Source organism: Nocardia vinacea NBRC 16497 (assembly GCF_000308835.1).
Taxonomy (GTDB): domain Bacteria; phylum Actinomycetota; class Actinomycetes; order Mycobacteriales; family Mycobacteriaceae; genus Nocardia; species Nocardia vinacea.
On record NZ_BAGN01000158.1, the window covers coordinates 1 to 23,096 of the forward strand.

General features: G+C 67.2%; 17 protein-coding genes and 1 pseudogene. 10 read left to right on the top strand and 8 right to left on the bottom strand.

Annotated features, from left to right (window positions below):
* The coding region (locus ON44_RS20805; RefSeq protein WP_040692587.1) for an SDR family NAD(P)-dependent oxidoreductase at positions 1 to 343 on the bottom strand (343 nt) is incomplete at its 3' end.
* A gap of 107 nt (positions 344 to 450) precedes the next feature.
* On the opposite strand from ON44_RS20805, the gene ON44_RS20810 reads away from it, so the two are divergent.
* The gene (locus ON44_RS20810) at positions 451 to 1,059 is read left to right on the top strand and encodes a TetR/AcrR family transcriptional regulator (RefSeq protein ID WP_040692589.1); all 609 of its coding nucleotides are present in this window, start codon (positions 451 to 453) and stop codon (positions 1,057 to 1,059) included.
* Between the two features lie 9 nt (positions 1,060 to 1,068).
* Here ON44_RS20810 and ON44_RS20815 read toward each other — a convergent pair whose 3' ends face one another.
* Complete coding sequence (locus ON44_RS20815; RefSeq protein ID WP_245567257.1) at positions 1,069 to 2,727, bottom strand: DEAD/DEAH box helicase; 1,659 nt, start codon at positions 2,725 to 2,727, stop codon at positions 1,069 to 1,071.
* Between the two features lie 288 nt (positions 2,728 to 3,015).
* Between ON44_RS20815 and ON44_RS20820 the strand changes: the two genes are divergently transcribed.
* Positions 3,016 to 4,224, top strand: coding sequence for a YihY/virulence factor BrkB family protein (locus tag ON44_RS20820; protein WP_051182272.1), 1,209 nt, complete (start codon positions 3,016 to 3,018; stop codon positions 4,222 to 4,224).
* On the opposite strand, the pseudogene ON44_RS20825 reads toward ON44_RS20820, so the two are convergent.
* Positions 4,197 to 4,434 (bottom strand): annotated as a pseudogene (locus ON44_RS20825) (DUF3039 domain-containing protein). The gene ON44_RS20820 and the pseudogene ON44_RS20825 overlap by 28 nt on opposite strands.
* 106 nt (positions 4,435 to 4,540) lie before the next feature.
* On the opposite strand from ON44_RS20825, the gene ON44_RS20830 reads away from it, so the two are divergent.
* The gene (locus tag ON44_RS20830) at positions 4,541 to 4,960 is read left to right on the top strand and encodes a DUF3099 domain-containing protein (protein WP_083898028.1); all 420 of its coding nucleotides are present in this window, start codon (positions 4,541 to 4,543) and stop codon (positions 4,958 to 4,960) included.
* A 213-nt stretch (positions 4,961 to 5,173) separates the two neighbouring features.
* Here the strand turns inward: ON44_RS20830 and ON44_RS20835 are convergent, their stop codons facing one another.
* Positions 5,174 to 6,502 (bottom strand): MFS transporter, encoded by a 1,329-nt coding sequence (locus ON44_RS20835; protein ID WP_040692593.1) that lies wholly within the window; start codon positions 6,500 to 6,502, stop codon positions 5,174 to 5,176.
* Positions 6,503 to 6,725: 223 nt separating this feature from the next.
* Here ON44_RS20835 and ON44_RS20840 point away from each other — a divergent pair, with 223 nt between their 5' ends.
* The 3 genes from ON44_RS20840 (at position 6,726) to ON44_RS20850 (ending at position 10,219) form a co-directional block, all read left to right on the top strand.
* Positions 6,726 to 7,466 (top strand): VOC family protein, encoded by a 741-nt coding sequence (locus tag ON44_RS20840; protein WP_040692595.1) that lies wholly within the window; start codon positions 6,726 to 6,728, stop codon positions 7,464 to 7,466.
* Between the two features lie 72 nt (positions 7,467 to 7,538).
* Positions 7,539 to 9,056, top strand: coding sequence for a DUF7782 domain-containing protein (locus tag ON44_RS20845; RefSeq protein ID WP_051182274.1), 1,518 nt, complete (start codon positions 7,539 to 7,541; stop codon positions 9,054 to 9,056).
* A gap of 194 nt (positions 9,057 to 9,250) precedes the next feature.
* Positions 9,251 to 10,219, top strand: coding sequence for a sigma-70 family RNA polymerase sigma factor (locus ON44_RS20850; RefSeq protein ID WP_040692597.1), 969 nt, complete (start codon positions 9,251 to 9,253; stop codon positions 10,217 to 10,219).
* A 571-nt stretch (positions 10,220 to 10,790) separates the two neighbouring features.
* On the opposite strand, the gene ON44_RS20855 is transcribed toward ON44_RS20850, so the two are convergent.
* Positions 10,791 to 13,559, bottom strand: coding sequence for a bifunctional acetate--CoA ligase family protein/GNAT family N-acetyltransferase (locus tag ON44_RS20855; protein ID WP_040692600.1), 2,769 nt, complete (start codon positions 13,557 to 13,559; stop codon positions 10,791 to 10,793).
* Positions 13,552 to 14,829, bottom strand: a complete 1,278-nt coding sequence (locus ON44_RS20860) for an acetoin utilization protein AcuC (RefSeq protein ID WP_040692603.1) — start codon at positions 14,827 to 14,829, stop codon at positions 13,552 to 13,554. Before ON44_RS20860 ends, ON44_RS20855 begins: the two co-directional genes overlap by 8 nt.
* Positions 14,830 to 15,027: 198 nt before the next feature.
* Between ON44_RS20860 and ON44_RS20865 the strand changes: the two genes are divergently transcribed.
* Together ON44_RS20865 and galE are read left to right on the top strand one after the other, a co-directional pair.
* On the top strand, positions 15,028 to 15,714 hold the full coding sequence (locus tag ON44_RS20865; protein WP_040692605.1) for an iron-dependent transcriptional repressor DtxR: 687 nt from the start codon (positions 15,028 to 15,030) through the stop codon (positions 15,712 to 15,714).
* Between the two features lie 3 nt (positions 15,715 to 15,717).
* Complete coding sequence (galE, locus tag ON44_RS20870; protein ID WP_040692607.1) at positions 15,718 to 16,698, top strand: UDP-glucose 4-epimerase GalE; 981 nt, start codon at positions 15,718 to 15,720, stop codon at positions 16,696 to 16,698.
* 105 nt (positions 16,699 to 16,803) lie between these two features.
* Here galE and ON44_RS20875 read toward each other — a convergent pair whose 3' ends face one another.
* Together ON44_RS20875 and ON44_RS20880 are read right to left on the bottom strand one after the other, a co-directional pair.
* A complete protein-coding gene (locus ON44_RS20875; protein WP_245567258.1) occupies positions 16,804 to 18,027 on the bottom strand; it encodes a DUF4192 domain-containing protein in 1,224 nt (407 codons plus the stop codon).
* A 599-nt stretch (positions 18,028 to 18,626) separates the two neighbouring features.
* The gene (locus ON44_RS20880; RefSeq protein ID WP_245567259.1) at positions 18,627 to 19,349 is read right to left on the bottom strand and encodes a DUF5642 family protein; all 723 of its coding nucleotides are present in this window, start codon (positions 19,347 to 19,349) and stop codon (positions 18,627 to 18,629) included.
* Between the two features lie 234 nt (positions 19,350 to 19,583).
* On the opposite strand from ON44_RS20880, the gene ON44_RS20885 reads away from it, so the two are divergent.
* The gene (locus tag ON44_RS20885) at positions 19,584 to 20,528 is read left to right on the top strand and encodes a PAC2 family protein (RefSeq protein ID WP_040692608.1); all 945 of its coding nucleotides are present in this window, start codon (positions 19,584 to 19,586) and stop codon (positions 20,526 to 20,528) included.
* A 49-nt stretch (positions 20,529 to 20,577) separates the two neighbouring features.
* On the top strand, positions 20,578 to 23,076 hold the full coding sequence (locus ON44_RS20890; RefSeq protein WP_040692609.1) for a DEAD/DEAH box helicase: 2,499 nt from the start codon (positions 20,578 to 20,580) through the stop codon (positions 23,074 to 23,076).
* Positions 23,077 to 23,096: the final 20 nt, after the last annotated feature.

The following is a 23,096-nucleotide window of genomic DNA, read 5'->3' on the forward strand; positions in this document are numbered from 1 at the left end:
GAATATTGAGCGCGCGGTCGATCTCCTCGACGGTGAACTCCTCGAACGGCTTGGCCGGGAAGATGCCCGCGTTATTGACCAGCACGTCGAGCCTGCCGAGTTCGGCCGCGGCCTGATGCACCGCCGTGACGACCGCGCCCGCGTCGGCGCTGTCGGCTTGGACAGCGCTCGCGCGCCGCCCCAACGCTTCCGCCTCGGCGACCACCGATTTGGCCTGCAGTTCGTTGTGCTGGTAGGTCAGTGCCACATCCGCGCCCGCGGCGGCCAGGTGCCGCACGATCGCCGCTCCGATCCCCCGGCTGCCCCCGGTCACCAGCGCAACTTTGCCCGTCAGATCCGACATCGCAACTCCTCCTAATTCTGTGTCGATCAGTACATAAATAGCTAAGCGCATGGGCGGCGACGGCGTCAAGGGGTATATTTAACGATCGACACAGAAAGGAACGGGCCATGGCCGAACGTGGGCGCCCGCGCGCATTCGACCGCGAGGTCGCGCTGCGTCGCGCCATGGAGGTGTTCTGGGAGCACGGCTACGAGGGCTCGTCGATGAGCGATCTCACCGCGGCGATGGGCATCAACTCACCGAGCCTGTACGCCGCCTTCGGCGGTAAGGAAGAGCTGTTCCGCGCCGCTGTCGGTCTGTACGGCGAGACCGAAGGCGGCTACACCGCACGCGCCCTGCGCGAGGAACCCACCGCCCGCGCCAGCATCGAAGCCATGTTGCGCGACAACGCCACTGCCTATACCCACGAGGACAAACCGCACGGCTGCATGGTCGTACTGGCGGGCTCCACCTACACCACCCGCAGCGAAACCATCCGCGACTTCCTGGTCGAAAAGCGCCGCGAGACAACCGAAGACATCCGCGAACGCCTGGATCGCGGTGTCGCGGAAGGTGATCTACCCCCGGACACCGATACTGCGGCCCTCGCCAGCTTCTACACAACGGTCCTGTACGGCCTGTCGATCCGCGCCCGCGACGGCGCTTCGCACACCGAACTCACCCAATCCATCGACTGCGCCATGGCGGCATGGCCCGCATCGGCCATCGCACGCTGATCGCAGCGGTTACTTACGGCGCAGGGCGGCGATGCGCTCACCGAGTTGGTCCGCGGTGGCCAATGCCGTTGGCGGACCACCGCATTCGCGGCGCAACTCACCGTGGATCACACCGTGCGGCTTGCCGGTGCGATGGTGGTGCATGGCGACCAGGCTGTTGAGCTCACGACGCAGCTCACCGAGCTTATCCGCGGTCGCGACCCGCTCGGCGGCCGAGGCGACCTGCGGACCAGGATCGGGTGTCGCGGCCTCACCTCGTTCGGCGAGTTGCTTCGACTGACGTTCACGCAGCAGCGCTCGCATCTGCTCCGCGTCCAACAGCCCGGGAATCCCGAGGTAGTCCGCCTCCTCCGCACTGCCCGCGAAAGTGGCTGTGCCGAAGGAAGATCCGTCGTAGATCACCTGATCGAGTTCGGCGTCCGCGGCGAGTGCGACGAAGGGCTTCTCGTCCTCGCCCGGCTCGTCCTTCTGCTTGTTCGCGTCGATCAGGAGTTCGTCTTCGAGGCCGTTCTGCTCGCGGTGCGGCTTGCCGATGACGTGATCGCGCTGCAGTTCCAGCTGCGCCGCCAGATCGAGCAGCACCGGCACCGACGGCAGGAACACGCTGGCGGTCTCGCCCGGCTTGCGCGCACGCACGAACCGGCCGATGGCCTGGGCGAAGTACAGCGGCGTCGAGGCACTGGTCGCATAGACGCCGACCGCGAGGCGCGGCACGTCGACGCCCTCGGACACCATACGGACCGCCACCATCCACGGATGGGTGTTCTTGCTGAATTCGGCGATCCGGTCCGAGGATGACGGATCGTCCGAGAGCACCACCGCGGGCCGCTCGCCCGAGATGTGCTCCAGCAGTTCGGCGTAATCGCGGGCCCGCTCCTGATCGGTGGCGATCACCAGACCACCGGCATCGGGCATACCGGTGGCACGCAGCTGGCGCAGCCGGGTGTCCGCGGCGACCAGCACCTTGGACATCCAGTCGCCGGCCGGATCCAGCGCGGTGCGCCACGCACGGGCGGTGTGTTCGGCGCTCAGCGGCTCCCCCAGGCGGGCCGAATACTCCTCGCCCGCGCTGTCGCGCCAGTGCGCCTCACCGGAATACGCCAGGAAGACGACGGGCCGGACTACGCCGTCGGCCAATGCCTCCGCATAGCCGTAGGTGTGGTCGGCACGCGAGCGCGGGAATCCGGCCTCATCGGGTTCGTAGCTGACGAACGGGATCTGGCTGTCATCACTGCGGAACGGAGTGCCGGTCAGCGCGAGCCGGCGGGTGGCGTCACCAAATGCCTCGGCGGTCGCCTCACCCCAGGACTTCGCATCGCCCGCATGGTGGATCTCGTCGAGAATCACCAGCGTTCTGCGTCTTTCGGTGCGCACGCGGTGCCGCGCGGGATGCGAGGCGATCTGCGCGTAGGTGACCACGACGCCGTGATAGTCGCCGGAGGTCGCACCGGTCGCGTTGGAGAAGCGCGAATCCAGCTGAATGCCCACGCGGGCGGCGGATTGGGACCACTGATGTTTGAGGTGCTCGGTCGGGGCGACCACGGTTACCTGGTCTACGGTACGGTCGGCCAGCAGTTCTGCCGCGACCCGCAGTGCGAAGGTGGTCTTACCCGCACCCGGCGTCGCCACCGCGAGGAAGTCCCTCGGCTTGGTCGACAAGTACTTCATCAGGGCCCGACGCTGCCAGGCACGTAGCGAACCACCTGTAGAACCCGCGGCGCCCGATCTTTGCGAATCGCCCGGTGTTTCCGCTTCTCCCGCCACAGCGGCGCCACCCGACACAGTCACGAAGACGACCCTAGCTGCCCCCCATGGCGTGTCGCCAAACCGACGCGGCGTGGGCGACGGGCGTCACACGCCGAACCGTGCGCCACGCCGTGTTCATCTGCTCCCCATCGAAGCGATGCCATGGCAAACCGGAACAATATGCTCGGATGCGCAATGCTGTTAGGCATCATGACCGACGAAAGTGCTCTACCGCGCCACACCCCGGGGACCGGCAACCAGCCGATCCACAGCGGCGGAGGCGGCGCGGAACCCACCGCGGCGACCTATGCCCGCAAGGCCGCAACGCGGGTTGCGCATGCCGCGCGACAGGGTGGCAAACTCGTCCTGCGAGTGGCGTCGAAGTCATGGAACGATTCGATTTTCACCAAATCAGCTGCCGCGGCGTTCTGGCAGACGATGTCGCTGGCGCCGCTGCTGCTCGGGGTGCTCGGTAGCCTCGGTTACGTCGGGGAATGGTTCGGACCCGACACCGTGGAGATCGTCGAGCAGAAGATCATCGCGTTCAGCCGTGACCTGTTCAGTTCCAGCGTGGTGAGCGATCTGATCGAACCTACCGTCACCGATGTGCTGGGTCGCGGACGCGCCGCCTTCGTCTCGGTGGGGTTCATATTGTCGCTGTGGGCCGGCTCATCGGCGATGTCGACCTTCGTGGATTCGATCGTCGAGGCGCACGGACAGAAGGATGCCCGGCATCCGGTGTGGCAGCGCATCTTCGCGTTGCTGCTATATGTGCTGTTCCTGGTGGTCGCGGTGTTCCTGCTGCCGCTGATCGCGCTGGGTCCGACACTGATCGGACGGGTGCTGCCGGACTCGTGGCGGGAACCCGGGTTGCGGCTGATCGACTCGTTCTACTACCCGGGTGTCGGCCTGGTGCTGATCATCGGGCTCACCACGCTGTACAAGCTGGCACTGCACAAGTCGCTGCCATGGCACCGCTTGTTCGGCGGGGCGCTGGTCGCGGGCGTGTTCTTCATGGCCGCCAGCGAGGGACTGCGCCGCTACCTGGCCTGGGTCACCAGGACCGGCATCAGCTACGGCGCGCTCGCCACGCCGATCGCGTTCCTGCTGTTCACGTTCTTCCTGGGCTTCGCGGTCATCCTCGGCGCCGAATTCAATGCCGCGGTGCAGGAATTCTGGCCCGCTCGCAGCACCCGCATCGACCAGGTGAAGGAATGGTTGTCCAATCAGTTGGGCGGGGACGACTCCGACACCGACCAGGATGATCCGGGCACAGTGCAGCCCCCGAACCCGCCAGAGGCTCAGGGGCCGATCGAGCGGACACACGACAACGGCGCCGATGCCGACCGGGCACGACTCAGCGCGCCCGGCGACCCGTCACCGGCGTCGACTCATTCGCCCTTGCGCAAGCCGTCGTAGACCTTCTTGCACTCCGGGCAGACCGGCGAGCCGGGCTTCGGCGAGCGCGTCACCGGAAAGACCTCACCGCAGAGGGCGACCACATGGGTGCCCATGACGGCACTCTCGGCGATCTTGTCCTTCTTCACATAGTGGAAGAACTTCGGGGGTGTCGTCGCCCGTCGTCTCGTCGGTGGTCGTATCCGGGCGAACCAGGGTGTCGGTACTCACGCATTCCATGATGCCGCATACTCGCGAGCTCGGCTGATGACGGTCGGTGTTAGTCGAGCTGACCAGGCCATGTGCGGTGCGCCCTCGACAGTGGAAGACTCAGGGTATGCAGCAGTACGGCGACACCCCCGACGCCGACGACATCGGCAGCGGTGATCGCCCGGACGTGACAGTGCCGACGCCACCCCGCAAGTCCACCGGGTACTTCCCCGGCAATGACGAGAAGCACCCGGTGCTGATCACCGAGGCCGCGCCGTCACTGGAGGATCAGCACCGCGCAAGGGTTCGCCGCTACACCATCATCATGGCGTTCCGCATCCCCTGCCTGATCCTGGCCGCGATCGCCTACAGCGTCTTCAGCAACGCCCTGCTCTCGATCCTGATCATCGCCGCATCGGTCCCTCTCCCCTGGATCGCCGTCCTCATCGCCAACGACCGCCCGCCGCGCCGCAAGGACGAACCCAGCCGCTGGGACCGCCCCCGCACCGCCATCGAATCCCGGCCACACCGCGCCATCGATTCCTGAAGCTGCCTGAGCCGAGGAGGCGAGGGCAGGGAGCGGTAGGTCCGGGGTCGGTAGGGCAAGTCCACGCCGACAGTGCAAGTCCACGCGGGCAGCCCAATGATGCCCGCATCCCACCACGCGGGTACCGACACGCCGATACCAAACTGGACGAGCGATCACCATGCAGCGGTGGAGGGCAACGTCGAGGCGCCCGCCACCAGCGCATTCTCGGCGTCAGGGGTGGCGGCGGATGGTGGCGGACATGAGGGCTGCGGCGGCGCAGAGGGCGCCGGCGATGTACCAGGCGAGGTTGTAGGAGCCTTGGACGTCGCGGATGACGCCGGCGCCGGTGGCGGCGATGGCGGAGCCGATCTGGTGGGAGGCGAAGACCCAGCCGAAGGCGACGGGGCCGTCGGCGCCGAAGAGTTCGCGGCAGAGCATGACCGTGGGCGGGACGGTGGCGATCCAGTCCAGGCCGTAGAAGATGATGAACACCCACATGCTCGGCTGCGTGTCCGGCGCGAACAGCGACGGCAGGATCAGCAGCGACAGCCCGCGCAGCGTGTAGTAGCCGACCAGCAGGTAGCGGGGGTCGGCGCGGTCGGTGAGCCAGCCGGAGAAGATGGTGCCCGCAACATCGAAGATGCCGACCAGTGCCAGCAGACCGGCGGCGGTGGTCGGTGGCATGCCGTGATCGTGCGCGGCACTGACGAAGTGGGTGCCGACCAGGCCGTTGGTCGATGCGCCGCAGATCGCGAATCCGCCTGCGAGCAGCCAGAATCCGGGACTGCGCGCGATTGTGGTCAAGACCGTCAGCGCGCGGGTCGCACCGCCGGTCGCCTGCACGCGCAGTCCAACTGTGCTGCCGGGTTCGGCACCATAGGCGGAAACGCCTGCGTCACTGGGGAAGTCGCGGATGAACAGCAGGACCAGCGGCACCACCGCCAGCGCGACACCCGCGACGATCAGCGAGGGCACCCGCCAACCGTGCTCATGCGCCACCGCGGACACCACCGGCAGGAAGATCAGCTGCCCGGTCGCACCCGCCGCGGTGAGCACGCCGGTCACCAGTCCGCGCTGACGCACGAACCAGCGACCGGTGATCGTCGCCACGAACGGCATGGACATCGATCCGACACCGACTCCGACCAAGAGCCCCCAGGTCGCCACCAAATGCCAAGGCTGGGTCATGAATACGGTGAGCCCGCTACCCGCCGCGACCAGCACCAGCGCGCATGCCACCACCCGGCGGATACCGAATCGGTCCATCAGCGCCGCCGCGAACGGCGAAATCAGCCCGTACAGCAGCAGATTCAGCGAGACCGCGGCACCGATGGTGCCATGGGACCAGCCGAACTCCTCGTGCAGCGGATCCAGCAGCACACTCGGCACCGACCGGAACGCCGCCGCGCCCAACAGCGCGATGAACCCCACACCGGCGACGATCCAGGCGGGATGCAGCCGCCTCGGCACGGAATCGACAGGTACCGGAGGCGTCTGCAGTTCAGTCACCCGCTGAGCGTGCCGGAATTTCGCCAATCGAACGAGTGGCCGGAATGCCATAAACCGCCAAGATCGTGCCAGTTTCGACCGATCGGAAACCGGCTCGACAGCATTGCGGACGACACCTACTGTGTGGCGGGGTCAGCGACGGGAACTCTCTCAGTGCCAGTGATGTGCGACACATCCGCGCCAACCGGGCGCGGGCGCCGCCGAATCGCCGGAAGATGCGACAACTGTATGCCGGCTGCGGCGCGGGGACTCCCGCCAGGAAACAGGAGAAAGCATGATTCGGTGGGTCTGGGCCTTCCTCGACCGCCCGACGCAACGTTTCGACGAATGCGCGACATTCTGGTCGACGATTACCGACACCCAACTCTCGCCGCGACGCGGCGAGAACGACGAATTCCTCACGCTCCTACCTGATCCCGCACTCTTCGCCGATGCGGGCGTCAAGATGCAGGCGGTGACCGGACTCGGCCGGGTACACCTCGATTTCGACGTCGACGATGTCACCGCCGCGGTCCGCATCGCACTCGACCTCGACGCCGAACTGGTCGCCAACCACAAGAGCTACGCCGTGCTGCGCTCACCGGGCGGTCAGATCTTCTGCTTCACCCCCAACGGCCGCGCGAAGGGCACTCCCGCCCCGGCCGTGCGCGCCCCGGACGGCACTTTCACCCGCCTCGACCAGGTCTGCCTCGATATCGGCCCGACCGACCACGCCGCCGAATCCCGCTTCTGGACCACCCTCACCAACTGGGACCTCACCCAGGGCCGCCTGCCCGAATTCGCCCGGCTGCGCGCGAAAGAGCCGATGCCCATACAGCTTTTGCTGCAGCGCCTCGGCGAGGACCGACCCGTCGGCGCGCACATCGACCTCGCCTCCGCGGATATCGACGCCACCGCCGCCTGGCACGAATCCCTCGGCGCGACACTGGTCGAGCGCTATGAGCACTGGATCGTCATGTCCGATCCGGCCGACGCGCCCTACTGCATTACCGGCCGCGACCCGAACGGCGTCTGAGACCGCACCCTGTCCAGGTGACACGACGAGCACGTTTCGGTTGCCGGCGTGTCGCGGTGGCAGAGTACCGGTGTGCCTACCAACCAGACAACCACCGGATCGCTGCTTGCCGCGCTGTGCCCCGATCTGCGGGCCGCGCTGACCCGTGTCGGCTACGACGCCGACACGCTGTTGGAAGTGCTCGGCGCCGACGCACACGCCGCACTGGGCCGGTCCGAACCGGTACCGGTGCGTCGCGCCGCTCGCCGAGCGGGCGCACTCGGAACCCTGATCCGCCTGTTGCTGCTCGGTGACGCACTGCCCGAACGCGAGGTCGCGGCCGCACTGGCACCGGTGGATATCGACCGCGCGGTAGCCGCCGGCCTGCTCGCCCGTGACGGTGACGATGTGCGCGCGGCCCTGGACCTGCGTCCGCTCGACGCGGGCGAGGGCACCCGCTGGATCCTGTCCGACCTCGACGATTCGATGTTCCGGCGCACCCTGACCGAGGATCACGTGCTCGGCGTCGGCCACGCCTCCCTGTCGCTGTTGCGCGCCACCCCCACCCGTCGCGTTGGTTCGGTCCTGGACCTGGGCACCGGCTGCGGCGTCCAGGCCGTTCACGCCGCCGCGTACGCGAACCGGGTGACCGCGACCGACGTGAACCCGCGCGCTCTGTGGCTGGCCGAGGCGACGGCCGCACTCAACGGACTCGATATCGAACTTCTGGCCGGTTCCTGGTTCGAGCCGGTGGCCGGTCGCCGCTTCGACCAGGTGGTGGCCAATCCGCCGTTCGTCGTAGGCCCCGCCCGCATCGAACACACCTACCGCGACTCCGGCCTCGCCCTCGACGGCGCAAGCGAATTGGTGATCTCGCAAGCACCCGCCCTGCTCGCCCCCGGAGGCACCGCCGCGATGCTGGCGGCGTGGGTGCATGCCGACGGCGAGGACTGGCGCCAACGCGTCTCGTCCTGGCTGCCCGCGCACGGCATCGATGCCTGGGTGGTCCAACGCGATGTCGCCGATCCGGCCCTCTATGTCGGAACATGGCTGCGTGACGCGGGTTTGGATCCGCGCGACCCGGCCGCACAGGAGCGCGCCGAACAGTGGCTCGACGCCTTCACCGCCGCCGGTGTCGAGGGCATCGGCTTCGGCTTCGTCTACCTGCACGCCATCGACGGTCCGACCGAACTGCTCGCCGAGGACCTGACGCACGGCTTCGACGATCCGCTCGGCGCCGAGGCCACCGCGTATTTCGCGCGCTCGGCCTGGTTGCGCCACGCCGCCGCCGAGGAAAATCTCGCCTGGTCAACACGTTTCGTGGTCGATCCGGCAACCGCGCTGGAACGGGTCTATCTGCACAGCGAATTCGGTTGGGAGCAGCAGGTCGCGCGGCTGCACCGCGGCGACGGTCCGCGCTGGCAGCACGAGGTGGACGAGTCCACCATCGCACTGGTCGCGGGAATGCGCGCCGAGGGTTTGCCGTTACAAGAGCTGGTAGAACTGCTCGCGCTCGCCGACGGATCGGGCGAAGTGACCGAGGAGTTCGCAGCCGACGCATTATCCGTGGTGGCCGGATTGGTTCGCCACGGTTTGGTGCGACCCGTGTAACGAAGCGGCAACCGCTCGCATCCCGCCGAACGCTTCGCGCACGGGCGGTTCCGACAGGGTGGGGTTCTCAGGAACTTCTCAGACGCGAGTGATGGAAACCGCAGTTCAGAGCGGTTTATCGGAGCAGTAGCGGGGAACTTTCTACTTGTCGGGTCCGTTGTTCGGAGTGAGACACCACCGACAGGAGGCAAGTCATGACAAGCCCCGCCACCACTCGTGTGCGCACCAGCGATTCGGACCTCGACGCCCAGAGCCCTGCCGCCGACCTGGTACGTGTGTACCTGAACGGGATCGGCCGTACCGCACTGCTCACGGCAGCCGACGAGGTCGAGCTGGCCAAGCGTATCGAGGCGGGCCTCTATGCGCAGCATCTGCTGGAGACCGGCAAACGACTGTCGGCCACCCGCAAACGCGATCTGGCCGCCATCGTTCGCGAAGGCCAGACCGCGCGCTCGCATCTGCTCGAAGCCAACCTCCGGCTCGTGGTCTCCCTCGCCAAGCGCTACACCGGCCGCGGTATGCCGCTGCTGGACCTGATCCAGGAGGGCAACCTCGGCCTGATCAGGGCAATGGAGAAGTTCGACTACGCCAAGGGATTCAAGTTCTCCACCTATGCCACCTGGTGGATTCGTCAGGCCATCACCCGCGGTATGGCCGATCAGAGCCGCACCATCCGCCTGCCCGTGCATCTGGTCGAGCAGGTCAACAAGCTGGCCAGGATCAAGCGGGAACTGCATCAGCAGCTCGGTCGCGAGGCCACCGATGCCGAACTCGCCAACGAGTCCGGCATTCCGGTCGACAAGATCTCCGATCTGCTCGACCACAGCCGCGACCCGGTAAGCCTGGATATGCCGGTCGGCAATGACGAAGAGGCCCCGCTGGGCGATTTCATCGAGGACTCCGAGGCAACTTCGGCCGAATCCGCCGTGATCGCCGGGCTCCTGCACCACGATGTGCGCAGCGTGCTCGCCACCCTGGACGAGCGTGAACAGCAGGTCATCCGGTTGCGCTTCGGCCTGGACGACGGTCAGCCGCGCACCCTCGATCAGATCGGCAAGCTCTTCGGGCTCTCCCGCGAGCGTGTTCGTCAGATCGAGCGTGAGGTCATGTCGAAGCTGCGCAAGGGAGAGCGGGCCGACCGCCTGCGTGCCTACGCCAGCTGATTCCCGCGATAGCTCGTGCCGGTGATCCCGGCACGTGCCCATAACGCCGGACTGGTCCGAGGCAGGTTCGGCATCCGGCTTGGTGACCCTGGACGGTCACCTCGAAACGCCGACCGGTGACCGCGCGTCCCGTCCCCTCCGGGTTCGCGCGAGCCGGTCGGCGAACCCCATCCAATCCCTGCCGGGTCCGTCGTCGACGGCGACGTTCCCTGGTTTCAGTTCGAGCAGGCTCGCGAAATCATCCTGCACTCGGCCGCTGCCGACGCACCTACGCGCCACGGCGGCCAGGGTGCCCCAGGCGCTGAATCCGGCGCTTGGAGCGGGGACGACGCGAGGTGGGGTCGGTGCCGCGGCCGTTCGGCATTTCCGCGCGATGCAGGGACCCACACTCCAGGATGTGGCCAAAGCGGCCGGTGTGCACACTGCACCATGCAACGGCACTTCGAGCCACCTGCTGGCCCCGCCGCTGACCGGTCCGCCCGCGATCGCGGCGCTGCTGATGCTCCCTCGTGCGGCTATGGTCCCTGCATCGCTCGGGGTCGTACGGCCCAGGGCGGCGAGTTGCGGGAGCTCAGCCGAGGCGGCGGGGGCCGGTATCGAAGCGGCTGGGTTGGGGGCCGAAGCGGGCTCGGGCGTAGAGGATTGCGGCAGCGTTGGGAGATGCGAGGACGGGGTCGAAAGACAGTTCGCGGATTTCGGGGAGGTCGTCGAATAGGGCTGAGACGCGTTGAACGAGTTCGACAAGCGCGGGTTTGTCGACGCGCGGGCTGGCGGGGGTGCCGGAGAGGAGTGGGGCGGCGCGAGGGGCGTCGATGAGGGCGGACGCTTCGTCGGCGGTGAGTGGGAGGGCGCGGTAGGCGCGGTCGCCGAGGAGTTCGATGATCATGCCGGAGAGGCCGAATTCGATGACCGAGCCGAAGGATGGGTCGTCCTGCACCCGCAGCACACAGCCGACGCCGGGGCTGGCCATCTTCTGGATGTGCACGGCGGGATCACCGCATAGTTCCGCCAGGTGCGAGTAGGCCTGGCGCACAGCTTCAGGCCGCCACAGGTCCAGCCGAACCCCACTGAGATCCGGTCGGCGCCGCCACATTTCGCCGGTCGCCTTGGCCGCGACCGGGTAGCCGAGTTCTTCGGCCGCCGCCACTGCCTCGTCGGCGCTGCGGACCTCGCGGAATTCGACGACGTGAATTCCGTAGCAGTCCAACAGGTCCACTGCTTCCAGATCGGTGAGCCAACGCCCGTCGGATTCACGCATCCAGCCGGCGACCAGCCGCTCCGCCCGTTCCGCGTCGATGCCCGCCGGACGCACCACGGTCGACACCGGTTTCGTGCGCCATTGCGCGTATCGGTGTGCCCTGGCCAGTGCCCGTGCGGCCCGCTCGGGATCCGGATAGGACGGTATCGATCCGCGCACCGCAGTACCGCCCGGACCGCGCATAGCGAGTAGGTTCGGGATCCCTTGCTCGGCAACGAAAGTGGTGAGAATGGGTTTCGCCGCATCGGGCACGGCCGCTGCGGCCTCGCGAATGGCATCGGCGAATCCGGCCATCCGCAGCGGCACCGGCGGCGCGAAAACCACGATAACCGCGTCGATCTCCTCCGAGCGCAGCGCGGCGACCACCGCGTCCAGATAGGCGCCGGGCGTCGCGTCGGGCCCCAGGTTCACCGGATCGCCGATCGACTCCTCGTCCACCACACGCTCGGTCGGGCGCGGGCGCCGAACATTGTCGAACGGCACCGCGGCCGGACGTCGGACCTCGAGACCCTCACCGCGTGCGGCATCGACGGCCAGCCAGTTCAGCGCCGCGCTATTGCCGATCACGGCGACTCGAGGACCCGCGGGCAGCGGCTGATAGCCCAGCAGCGCCGCACAGTCGAACAGCTCCGAAATCGAGTCGACCTGAACGATTCCCGACTGCGCGAACAGGTCCCGCACGATCGATCGGTCCATATCGCCGGTCGGCTGGGACCGCGCGGCCAATCGCCCACTGCTCACCGCGACGATCGGTTTACTGCGCGCGACCCGACGCGCGATCCGGGAAAATTTGCGCGGATTACCGAAGCTCTCCAGATACAGCAGGATCACATCGGTGGCGGAGTCGGTGTCCCAGTATTGCAGCAGGTCGTTGCCGGACACATCCGCGCGATTACCCGCCGAGACGAAGGTCGACAATCCGAGGTTGCGCGCGGCGGCCTCACCTAGGATGGCCGCACCCAACGGTCCGGATTGACAGAAGAATCCGATGCGGCCGGGCCCGGGCAGTACCGAGGCCAGGGTCGCGTTCAATGAAACCGAGGCATCGGTGTTGGCGATGCCGAGCGCGCTAGGCCCGACCACCCGCATCCCGTGTCCACGTGCCGCGGCAACCAACTCGTGTTCGGCCACCACACCGCCATCACCGGTCTCCCCGAAGCCCGCGGTGAGCACGACCAACCCCTTGACCCCCTTGGCCATACAGTCGTCCAGAACAGAGCTGATCGCCTCCGGAGGCACGGCAACCACCGCGAGATCCACCTCATCGGGAATATCGCGCACCGTCGGGTAAGCCCGTACCCCGCGCACTGATCGCCGGTTCGGATTGACCGGGAACACCGGACCTTGGAAAACCCCGGAAAGCAGATTGGCCAAGATCACTCCGCCGACCCGGGCCGGGCCCACAGTGGCGCCGATCACCGCGACCGAACGCGGCGCGAGCAGATTGCCGACACTGCGCGCCTCGGAGGCGCGTTCGCGCGAATCCCGCACCGAGAGCAGTGCCTCGGTGGGATCGATGGCGAATTCCAAATGCAGCACCGAACCGTCCCTGGCGCGCTCCACCTGATAGCCCGCGTCACGGAATACGGTGACCATCACTTTGTTCTCGGCGAGCACTTCCGCGACGAACGTCTCGATCTTGTTCTCCGCGGCCGCACCCGCCAGATGTTCGAGCAGGATGGAACCGAGCCCGCGTCCCTGATGCTCGTCGGCCACCACGAATGCGACTTCGGCGGCGCGCGGTCCGGTCCGGTCGGTCAGCAGTTCGTAGCGGCCGACCGCGATGATTGCCTCACCCAGTACCAGCAGCAGTCCGACCCGGTCGTGGTGGTCGACATGGGTGGAGCGGTACAGATCCTTGGGCGAAATACGCGGGTACGGACCGAAGTACCGCAGGTATCGGGAGCGATCCGACAATGCCTCGTGGAACACCTGCAGTCGCTCGGCGTCATCGGGCGTGATCGGGCGCAGGCGCACCACGCCACCGTCCGAGGCGAGTACATCGGCGAACCAGTGCTGTGGCGGCGGAGGCGGTACCGCGGGCGTACTCGGGGAATCCGGGACGGGCGAGTTCTCAGTCACGGGGGTCCTCCGGATCAAGGCCGAGCAACCCGAAGGTGGCTCGGCGCGTAGCCAATACGGCCGTATCGATAGCGCGCTGCGCGCGGTCGGTGCGAGCGTCCCCAGTTTCCCCCGTGCCGCCGGGACCATCCCACGGGCGGTAGGCGGTATCACCACCGTCACCCATGGTGCGCGGCGGATCGACGGTCGGCGCCGCGGACTGGATCATATCGATCCAGTCCTGCGGCACCGCGGTTTTCGGTGCGACGGTGCGATCCAGCGCGGTCGCCAGCAGATGCGTCCAGGCGCGCGGCACCACCCGCACCAGGCCGTAGCCACCGCCGCCGACTGCGAGCCAACGGCCTTCGGCGTACTCGTCGGCCAAATCCCGCATGGCGATAAAGGCGGCGCGTTGACCGTCGACGGTCAGTTCCATATCGGCGAGTGGGTCCTCCCGATGGGTGTCGACACCGCATTGGCTGACCACGATCTGCGGCCGGAACGCCGCCAGCGCACCGGGCACGATCGCGTGAAAGCCGCGCAGCCACTGCGGATCCCGGGTGCCCGGCAGGACCGCCAGATTGATCGCGGTGCCCTCGGCGGCGCCGTGGCCGGTCTCCTCCGGCCAGCCGGTATTGGGCCACAGCGTAGCCGGATGCTGATGAATCGAGATCGTCAGTACTCGGGGGTCGCCGTAAAAGGCGCGCTGCACACCGTCACCGTGATGCACGTCGACATCGATGTAGGCGATCCGATCGAATCCGTTGTCCAGCAGCCAGGAGATGGCCACGGCCGCATCGTTGTAGATGCAGAATCCGGCCGCCGAATCCGGCATCGCGTGATGCATGCCGCCACCGATGCTCACTGCGCGCCGGGTGCGCCCCTGGGCGATCTCGCGTGCCGCAGCCAATGTGCCGCCGACGATCACCGAGGCCGCCTGATGCATCCGCGGGAACACCGGATTATCCGGTGAGCCGAGACCGTACGGCGGTGCGAGCGGCGCATCCGCGGGCGGTGTGGCATGTTCGACGGCCTCGATGTAGTCCGCGGTATGGATGCGCAGCAAATCGGATACGTCGGCCCGCTCGGGCACCAATCGCTCGACACCGTCGAGTAATCCGAGACTTTCCGCCAGGGCCATGGTGAACTGCAGGCGCGCCGGTTTCATGGGGTGCTCCGGCGTCCATGCGTAGTCGAGGAAGCGGTCGGTCCAGACAACCGTGCCGGGTCGCGCCTCGAGATCACCTTCGTCGAGCGGCGCGGACTGTTCGCCGTGCGGTGCAGTGGCCATGCTCGCAACGCTACGCGGGAAGGTAACGGCCCCGTTGGACGTTCGTATGCAGTAGAAATACAAGCAAGAGCGAATACGGTGACAGGCCGTGCGCCGACAGAATTCCCACAGCGCAGTCACGCGTGTAGCGCGAAACCACGCGGCACACGGGGGTGCCGACGTGCGTGGGTAGAATTCGTGCCGACGAAGGGGTAACAGGTGAAGGATCTGGTCGACACCACGGAGATGTACCTCCGTACCATCTACGACCTCGAGGAAGAGGGCGTAGTGCCCCTGCGTGCGCGCATCGCCGAGCGCCTCGAGCAGAGTGGCCCGACGGTCAGCCAGACCGTCGCGCGGATGGAACGCGATGGTCTGCTGCTGGTCGCCGGTGACCGCCATCTCGAACTGACCGACAAGGGCCGCAGCATGGCGGTCGCGGTCATGCGCAAGCATCGCCTCGCCGAGCGGCTGCTCGTGGACATAATCGGGCTGGACTGGCAGAACGTGCACGCCGAGGCGTGCCGATGGGAACACGTCATGAGCGAGGATGTCGAGCGGCGGCTGGTCGAGGTGCTCAACCACCCGACCACCTCCCCCTACGGCAACCCGATTCCGGGCCTGGACGAGTTGGGCCTCGCCCCGCAGAGCGGCGCCGACGAGACCCTGGTGCGGCTGTCGGATCTGCCGCACGGCCAGGTGCACGCGGTCGTGGTGCGTCGCCTCGCCGAGCACATCCAGACCGATCCCGAGGTCATCGGCCAGCTGCGGGAGGCGGGCGTGGTGCCCGACGCGCGCGTGACGGTCGAGACCAAACCCGGTTCGGTGGTCATCACCGTGCCCGGTCACGCGGGTTTCGAGCTCTCGGACGAAATGGCCCACGCCGTCCAGGTGAAGTTGGTCTGAGGCGTGAAACTTCTGGTCACGGGTGGCGCGGGCTATGTCGGTGGCGTCTGCGCGCAGGTTCTGCTCGAATCGGGGCACGAGATCGTGGTGGTCGACGATCTGTCGACCGGCAATGCAGCGGGCGTGCCGTCCGAGGCGCGATTCGTCGAGGGTGATGTCGCGGTCGCCGCGCCCGCTCTGCTCGAGGCCGAATCCTTCGATGGTGTCCTGCATTTCGCGGCGCAGTCGCTGGTCGGTGAGTCGGTGCAACAGCCGGAGAAGTACTGGCACGGCAACGTGGTGAAGACGCTGGAGTTGCTGGAGGCGATGCGCCGCACCGAGACGCCGCGGCTGGTCTTCTCCTCGACCGCAGCCGTGTACGGCGAACCCGAACGGGTGCCGATCACCGAGGACGCGCCGACCCGGCCGACCAACCCCTACGGCGCCTCCAAACTGGCCATCGACCACGCCATCACCTCCTATTCGATCGCACATGGTCTCGCCGCGACCAGCCTGCGCTACTTCAATGTCGCGGGCGCCTACGGCGGCCTCGGTGAAAACCGGGTGGTGGAAACCCATCTCATCCCCCTTGTGCTCCAGGTCGCCCTCGGCCATCGCAAGGCGATCTCGGTCTTCGGCGCCGACTGGCCCACACCCGACGGCACCGCGGTCCGCGATTACATCCACATTCGCGACCTCGCCGACGCCCACCTGCTGGCCCTCGGCTCCGCCGAATCCGGCACACATCGCATCTTCAATCTCGGCAGCGGCATCGGTTTCTCGGTCCGCGAGGTGATTTCGGCCTGCGAGCGCGTCACCGGCCTGCCCATCGCAGCCCAGGACGCACCGCGTCGCGCCGGCGACCCGGCCACGCTGATCGCGTCCAGCGACCGCGCCGTCACCGACCTCGGCTGGCAGCCCAAGCACAACGATCTGGACGAAATCGTCGCCGATGCTTGGGAATTCCTGCGTGACCTCGGTCCGCTGGCACACAGCGCGAAGTAAGCAGGCGCACCATCGAGCGCGGCCACATGGTGGTGCCGCATTTGCCACGACCACCACCATGTGGCTCGCCAACTCACCGCTGACCACCCGCGAACGCGAACGGGCTCACCGGACAACCGGCCCCAAATCGATACCGAGGTCCGCGGCAATGCCGAGCCCGCAGTAGGCAAGGCGGCGGAGCGTATCCGGACGCATCCCGGTGCGCAGTGAGATCTCGAGCAAGCTCGCCATGGAATGGGCGGGATCGGCTTCCAAGGCCGCCTGCAGTGCGACGCCGGCGAGCGGCCCGTCACCGCGGATGTAGGCGCTGTAGCCGAGAAGTGTTGCCGCATCGGCACGGTCGCTGCCCGACAGTGCATGCGTCAGCGCCACCCAGAGGGTCTCCGCAGGGGCCGCATGATCTCCGACGGCCAGCCCGAACAGCGAGTCGCGCACCGTCCGATCACGCAGTGCCGCGGCCAGTTCCGCGTATTCCTGGGCGGTGAGTGCCACACCGGAGTCGATGTTGGCGATCTGCCACAGCACATGTTCGAGTGCCCGCCGGTGGTATCCATCAGGATCACCGCGCCGGACGGCCGCCGCGTACCGCTCGTGCGCGAGCGCGCGAGCGCTGTCCAGATGTTCCGCGACCTGGTGCGCCAGTTCCTCATCCGGTGCGACCAGAGCGGTCAGCTCCGAACGGGTTCCCCGGATCGGCCGCCCTTCGAGCACATGCGCTACCGTCACCATCGATGTGGCCGGATCCGGCAGCGTCCCATGGTGATTCGCATCGAGCAGACTCCACCACCGCTGATCCGCCTCGATGGCGCGCACCGCCCAGGCACCCTCGAGGTACACCTCGGCGCGCGCCAGTCGGCGCGCGAACGCCGCGATGAGCGTGCCCCACGGTCCCGTGCTCCCCGTACCGTTTCGGCGCGTGCGCCGCGGTTCACGCACTCGGTCATCGACGATTACCGCGAGTACTTCCGTCGCCCCCTCTGCGGCACAGATGTGCGAAACACACTCCGCATATGCCGCCGCGAGCCCCCGCCGACTTCCGCCTTCCTGATCCAAATCGAACCGCACCACCGCGTCGATGATCGGACTCTGCTCCGCATCGGTCGTGCCCCGCAGCACCGCCACCACCAGCGACCGCTCCGGCACGAATCCGACCATGGCGGGGACCGCCACAATCAATTCACCGGGATCGTCGACATGCAGTGAATCCCCTGGGATCCGATCCCCGAATTCCGGCGGTGGTTCCGCACAGATTCCCGGGCGCGGCTCTTTCCCGAAACCTCGTGTGCATTCCGACAATTCGTCGTCGACATCAGGGTCGAAGAAGGACACCGAATCAATTCGGGCCGAGACATCGTCGACAGGCCACGTGCGATATGCATGCGCCCCAACGCTATCGCGCGCTGGTTCATCGAAACGCGGCGCAGGGACAATGTCACTCGAATACACGACGGCGTGCGAGCCCTCTGTTTCGTCGACGTCATGCACCCCGCGATCCACTGACCTCTGAGTAGCAGCTAGATGCTCGGCGGCTCGATAGTCCGCTGGCTTGTCGGTACCTATCCCGGCGCCGTCACGCGGATGCTCGACATCCCGTCGGCCCGAGTCGCTGACACCCGACGAGTGGGCGGATTTGCGGAGGTGAACGGCGGGGCTAGCGCAAAAACCGGTGCGCGGCGATGCGCCATCGCCTGGATCTCCGAGGGCGGGAGCGGGATTCGTGGAAGTCGTCATGCATCGAGGGTGCGCTCACCCACCTCGAAGCCCGGGACACCGACCTGGGAATATCGTGGGACCGAATTGCCCTGTGGAAAACACTTGGGCTGTGGACGAATCGGGAATCGGACCCGAATACGGCGACGAGTATGTCGGTGCCACCTGCTACTGTCCGGCCGCAAGCTCCAGCCACCGTGCGGCGGAGGCCGCCGCATTCACCCCTGCTTCACTTGCCGCACCGCCGTCGTGAACAGCTCGTCCAATGCCGCCGTATCCGGCTTCGCATTGCCGAATGTCATGTACGTCACCGTGATTCGCACATCGGCGACCTGCCCGGTGAGCGTCTGCATCGACTGCGTCAGCCCGGCCGCGCTCACCTGCGGCGCCACCGTGCGGCGCAGCGCGAGCGTGTCGTCGGCATCGACCGTCGGCGGCGCTTGCAGTTCGGTGGTCACCGTCGTCGTCGCACCCGCTCGGCTGACGTGCACCTGCTGACACCGCTTCAACTGGTCACGCAACGCCGACAACGGCTGTCCGGTTCTGGTCAACTCCACGGTCATCGTGGCACGCGTATCGTTGTCGGTGCCCACCGCGACGGCCGTCTGATTCGGACCGAATTGCTGAGCGGGCGGAACACATCCATCGGGCTGCACCGTCGAACCGCGCCCGACCCCGGTCAGATCCCCCGCCGCCTGCGCGGCCGCCTCCGGTGGCAGCACGACCGCCTCGTATCCGGCCGGGAACTGCGTGGGATCGGGCAGCAGCGCCGAAAGCTGTGCCGTCACATACTGGGGCCCCGCACTCGGACCGGAGGCGACCGGATGTCCGGTCACCGTCGACGCGCAGCCGGCGAGCAGCGCCGCGCCGACGGCAAGGGGCACCCAACCCGAGACCCCGAATCCGAGTGGCCCCCTGCGCGTCGAATTCGGCACAGTCACCGCTCCACTGTGCCAAACTCCCCGTGCCCGCCCGCGATGCCACGCCGATTCTTCGAGCGACGGGGAATGTGCGGGGCAGCACCGATGTTGCCCTGTCTTATGGGTCGGTGTCGCCCGTGGCAACGTGTGTCGGCGCCATGGGGGACAATGGACAGTGGTTGACCGCCGCGAATTGCCCAACAGGCCTGTGAACCTGGAAGCTCGCATCGGTGAACCGCGCAGGAAGGAGACGCGATGGACCACGAGTCGCGAATGTACGAGTTGGAGTTCCCAGCTCCGCAGCTGTCGAACGACGATGGTTTGGGTCCGGTCCTGGTACACGGACTGGAGGGCTTCACCGATGCCGGGCATGCGGTGCGGCTGGCCACGACGCACCTGCGCGAGAGTCTCGAGAGCGAGCTGGTCGCCTCGTTCGATGTCGACGAGTTGCTGGACTACCGCTCGCGTCGTCCGTTGATGACGTTCAAGACCGACCATTTCTCGGAATACGCCGAGCCCGAGCTGAATCTCTGGGCGCTGCGTGATACCGCGGGCACCCCATTCCTGCTGCTGTCCGGCCTGGAACCGGATCTGCGCTGGGAGAAATTCACCACCGCGGTGCGTCTGCTCGCCGAACAGCTCGGTGTGCGGCGCAGCATCGGACTGAGTGCCATCCCGATGGCGATCCCGCATACCCGCCCGCTCGGCATCACCGCGCATTCCTCCGACCGCGACCTCATCGCCGACCATCAGCGCTGGCCGGGCGAACTACAGGTGCCGGGCAGCGCGTCCTCGCTGCTGGAGTACCGGATGGCCCAGCACGGTCACGAATCCGTCGGATTCTCGGTGCATGTGCCGCACTACCTCGCGCAGACCGCCTACCCGGAGGCCGCGCAGACCCTGCTCGAGCACGTCGCCGACAACGCGGGCCTGGAATTTCCGCTGGCCGCGCTCGGTGAGGCCGCCGCGCGGGTGCGCGAGCAGGTCAACGAGCACATCGCGGGTAATTCCGAGGTCGAAACCGTGGTGCACGCGCTCGAGCGCCAGTACGACAGCTTCGTCTCCGCGCAGGAACGCCAGTCGAGCCTGCTGGTCGGCGATGGTGAACTGCCCAGCGGCGACGAATTGGGTGCCGAATTCGAGCGCTTCCTGGCCGAGCAGGGCGGCTACGACGGCGACGAGGACGAACAGTCCAACTGACCCGATCACCCTGACGGGACCGTAGACGGCTGCCCGTAGGGTGGTCGGAGTGGATCTGACCGAACTGCTGGAGATACCGGGAACCGACGCCGACGCGCTCTACGAATCCTTCGGGGAGTGGGCGGCCGAGCAGGGCACCCCGCTGTATCCGGCGCAGGACGAGGCGCTACTGGAGTTGGCGTCCGGATCCAATGTCATCCTGGCCACCCCCACCGGATCCGGTAAATCCCTCGTCGCGGTCGGCGCGCATTTGTTCGCGTTGACCCGCGGCCTGCGCACCTACTACACCGCACCCATCAAAGCGCTGGTCAGCGAGAAGTTCTTCGCCCTGTGCGAGGTTTTCGGCGCGGATCGGGTCGGCATGGTGACCGGTGACGCGGCGGTGAATCCGGAGGCGCCGATCATCTGCGCCACCGCCGAGATCCTGGCGAATATGGCGCTGCGCGAGGGCGCGGCCGCCGATGTCGGCCAGGTCGTCATGGACGAATTCCACTTCTACGCCGATCCGGACCGTGGCTGGGCCTGGCAGGTGCCGCTGCTGGAACTCCCGCGCGCCCAATTCCTGCTCATGTCGGCCACTCTGGGCGAGGTCGACTTCTTCGCCGCCGATCTGAAACGCCGCACCGGCAATCCGACCGCCATTGTCGCGGGCACCGAACGTCCTGTCCCGCTGAGCTTTTCCTACGCACGCACCCCGATCACCGAAACCCTGGAAGATCTCGTCACGACCAATCAGTCGCCGGTGTACGTCGTGCATTTCACCCAGGCCGCCGCATTGGAACGCGCGCAGGCGCTGACCAGCGTCAACTTCGCCACGCGCGCCGAAAAGGATGCCATCGCAACGGCACTGGGCGATTTCCGCTTCTCCTCCGGGTTCGGCAAGACTCTGTCCCGGCTGATCCGCCACGGTATCGGCGTACATCACGCGGGCATGCTGCCCAAGTACCGCCGCCTGGTGGAGCGCCTGGCCCAGGACGGTCTGCTGAAGGTGGTGTGCGGCACCGACACCCTCGGCGTCGGCATCAACGTGCCGATCCGCACGGTACTGCTGACCGGCCTCACCAAATTCGACGGTGTGCGCACCCGCAGACTCAAGGCCCGCGAATTCCATCAGATCGCGGGCCGAGCGGGCCGAGCGGGCTACGACACCATGGGCACCGTCGTCGTGCAGGCGCCCGACCACGAAGTGGAGAACACCCGGCTGCTGGCCAAGGCGGGCGACGATCCGAAGAAACAGCGCAAGGTGGTGCGTCGCAAACCACCGGAGGGCTTCGTCTCCTGGAGCGAGGAGACCTTCGACCGGCTCGTCGCCGCCAGTCCCGAACCGATGGTGTCGCGCTTCAACGTGACGAACTCCATGCTGCTCAATGTGATCGCCCGCCCGGGCAATTGCTTCGACGCCATGCGCCATCTGCTGGAGGACAATCACGAGCCCCGCCCCGCGCAACGCCGCCACATCCTGCGCGCCATCCGCCTGTATCGCGCCCTCCGCGATGCCGGTGTGGTGCAACAGCTTCCCGAACCCGACGCACAGGGCCGCCGCGCCAGGCTCACCGTCGACCTGCAGCGCGATTTCGCCCTCGACCAGCCCCTGTCCCCCTTCGCCCTCGCCGCGCTCGACCTGCTCGACAAGGACGCCCCCGGCTACACCCTGGACGTCATCTCCCTCATCGAATCGACGCTCGAAGATCCGCGCCAGCTGCTGATGGCCCAGCAGCACAAAGCCCGCGGCCAGGCGATCAACGAGATGAAGGCCGACGGCATCGAATACGACGAACGCATGGAGCTGCTGGAAGAGGTCACCTGGCCCAAACCGCTGGCCGAGCTGATCGAACCCGCCTTCGAGACCTACCGGGCCGGGCACCCCTGGATGTCGGAATTCGCCCCGTCCCCCAAATCGGTCGTCCGCGACATGATCGAACGCTCGATGACCTTCGCCGAACTGATCTCGCATTACGAGCTGGCCCGCTCCGAGGGGGTGGTGCTGCGCTATCTCGCCGACGCCTACCGCGCGCTGCGACGCACGGTCCCGGAATCCGCGCGCACCGAAGATCTCGACGATATGACCGAATGGCTGGGTGAGCTTGTGCGCCAAGTGGATTCGAGTCTGCTCGACGAATGGGAGCAGCTCACCAATCCGGGCGCGGAGAGCGATGCCGATCAGCTCGCGTTCGGCGCGGAAACGGTGCGGCCGATCTCGGCCAACGAGCGCGCGTTCAAGGTGATGATCCGCAATGCCATGTTCCGTCGCGTCGAACTCGCCGCGCTGCGCCGCTGGGAGGCGCTCGCCGAGCTGGGCACCGGACCGGACTGGGCGGCCGAGCTGACGCCCTACTTCGACGAGTACGAAAGCATCGGCACCGGCCCGGACGCTCGCGGTCCGCAGCTGTTCCAGGTGGAACAACGCCCCGGTTTCTGGCATGTGCGCCAGGTGCTCGACGATCCTGCCGGGGACCATGGCTGGGCGCTGGCGGCGGTGGTCGATCTCGCCGAGTCCGACGCCGCGGGCGAGGTCGTATTCGACGAGGTCACGGTAGTCGCAGGGTGATCATGATCAAGGTGTCGTCA

Coding starts and splice junctions, on each gene's coding strand:
- ON44_RS20835 (WP_040692593.1), bottom strand. CDS start 6,502: ATGGCATTCCGGCCACTCGTTCGATTGGCGAAATTCCGGCACGCTCAG.
- ON44_RS20810 (WP_040692589.1), top strand. CDS start 451: ATGGCCGAACGTGGGCGCCCGCGCGCATTCGACCGCGAGGTCGCGCTG.
- ON44_RS20840 (WP_040692595.1), top strand. CDS start 6,726: ATGATTCGGTGGGTCTGGGCCTTCCTCGACCGCCCGACGCAACGTTTC.
- ON44_RS20885 (WP_040692608.1), top strand. CDS start 19,584: ATGGACCACGAGTCGCGAATGTACGAGTTGGAGTTCCCAGCTCCGCAG.
- ON44_RS20860 (WP_040692603.1), bottom strand. CDS start 14,829: ATGGCCACTGCACCGCACGGCGAACAGTCCGCGCCGCTCGACGAAGGT.
- ON44_RS20830 (WP_083898028.1), top strand. CDS start 4,541: ATGCAGCAGTACGGCGACACCCCCGACGCCGACGACATCGGCAGCGGT.
- ON44_RS20850 (WP_040692597.1), top strand. CDS start 9,251: ATGACAAGCCCCGCCACCACTCGTGTGCGCACCAGCGATTCGGACCTC.
- ON44_RS20815 (WP_245567257.1), bottom strand. CDS start 2,727: ATGAAGTACTTGTCGACCAAGCCGAGGGACTTCCTCGCGGTGGCGACG.
- ON44_RS20820 (WP_051182272.1), top strand. CDS start 3,016: ATGACCGACGAAAGTGCTCTACCGCGCCACACCCCGGGGACCGGCAAC.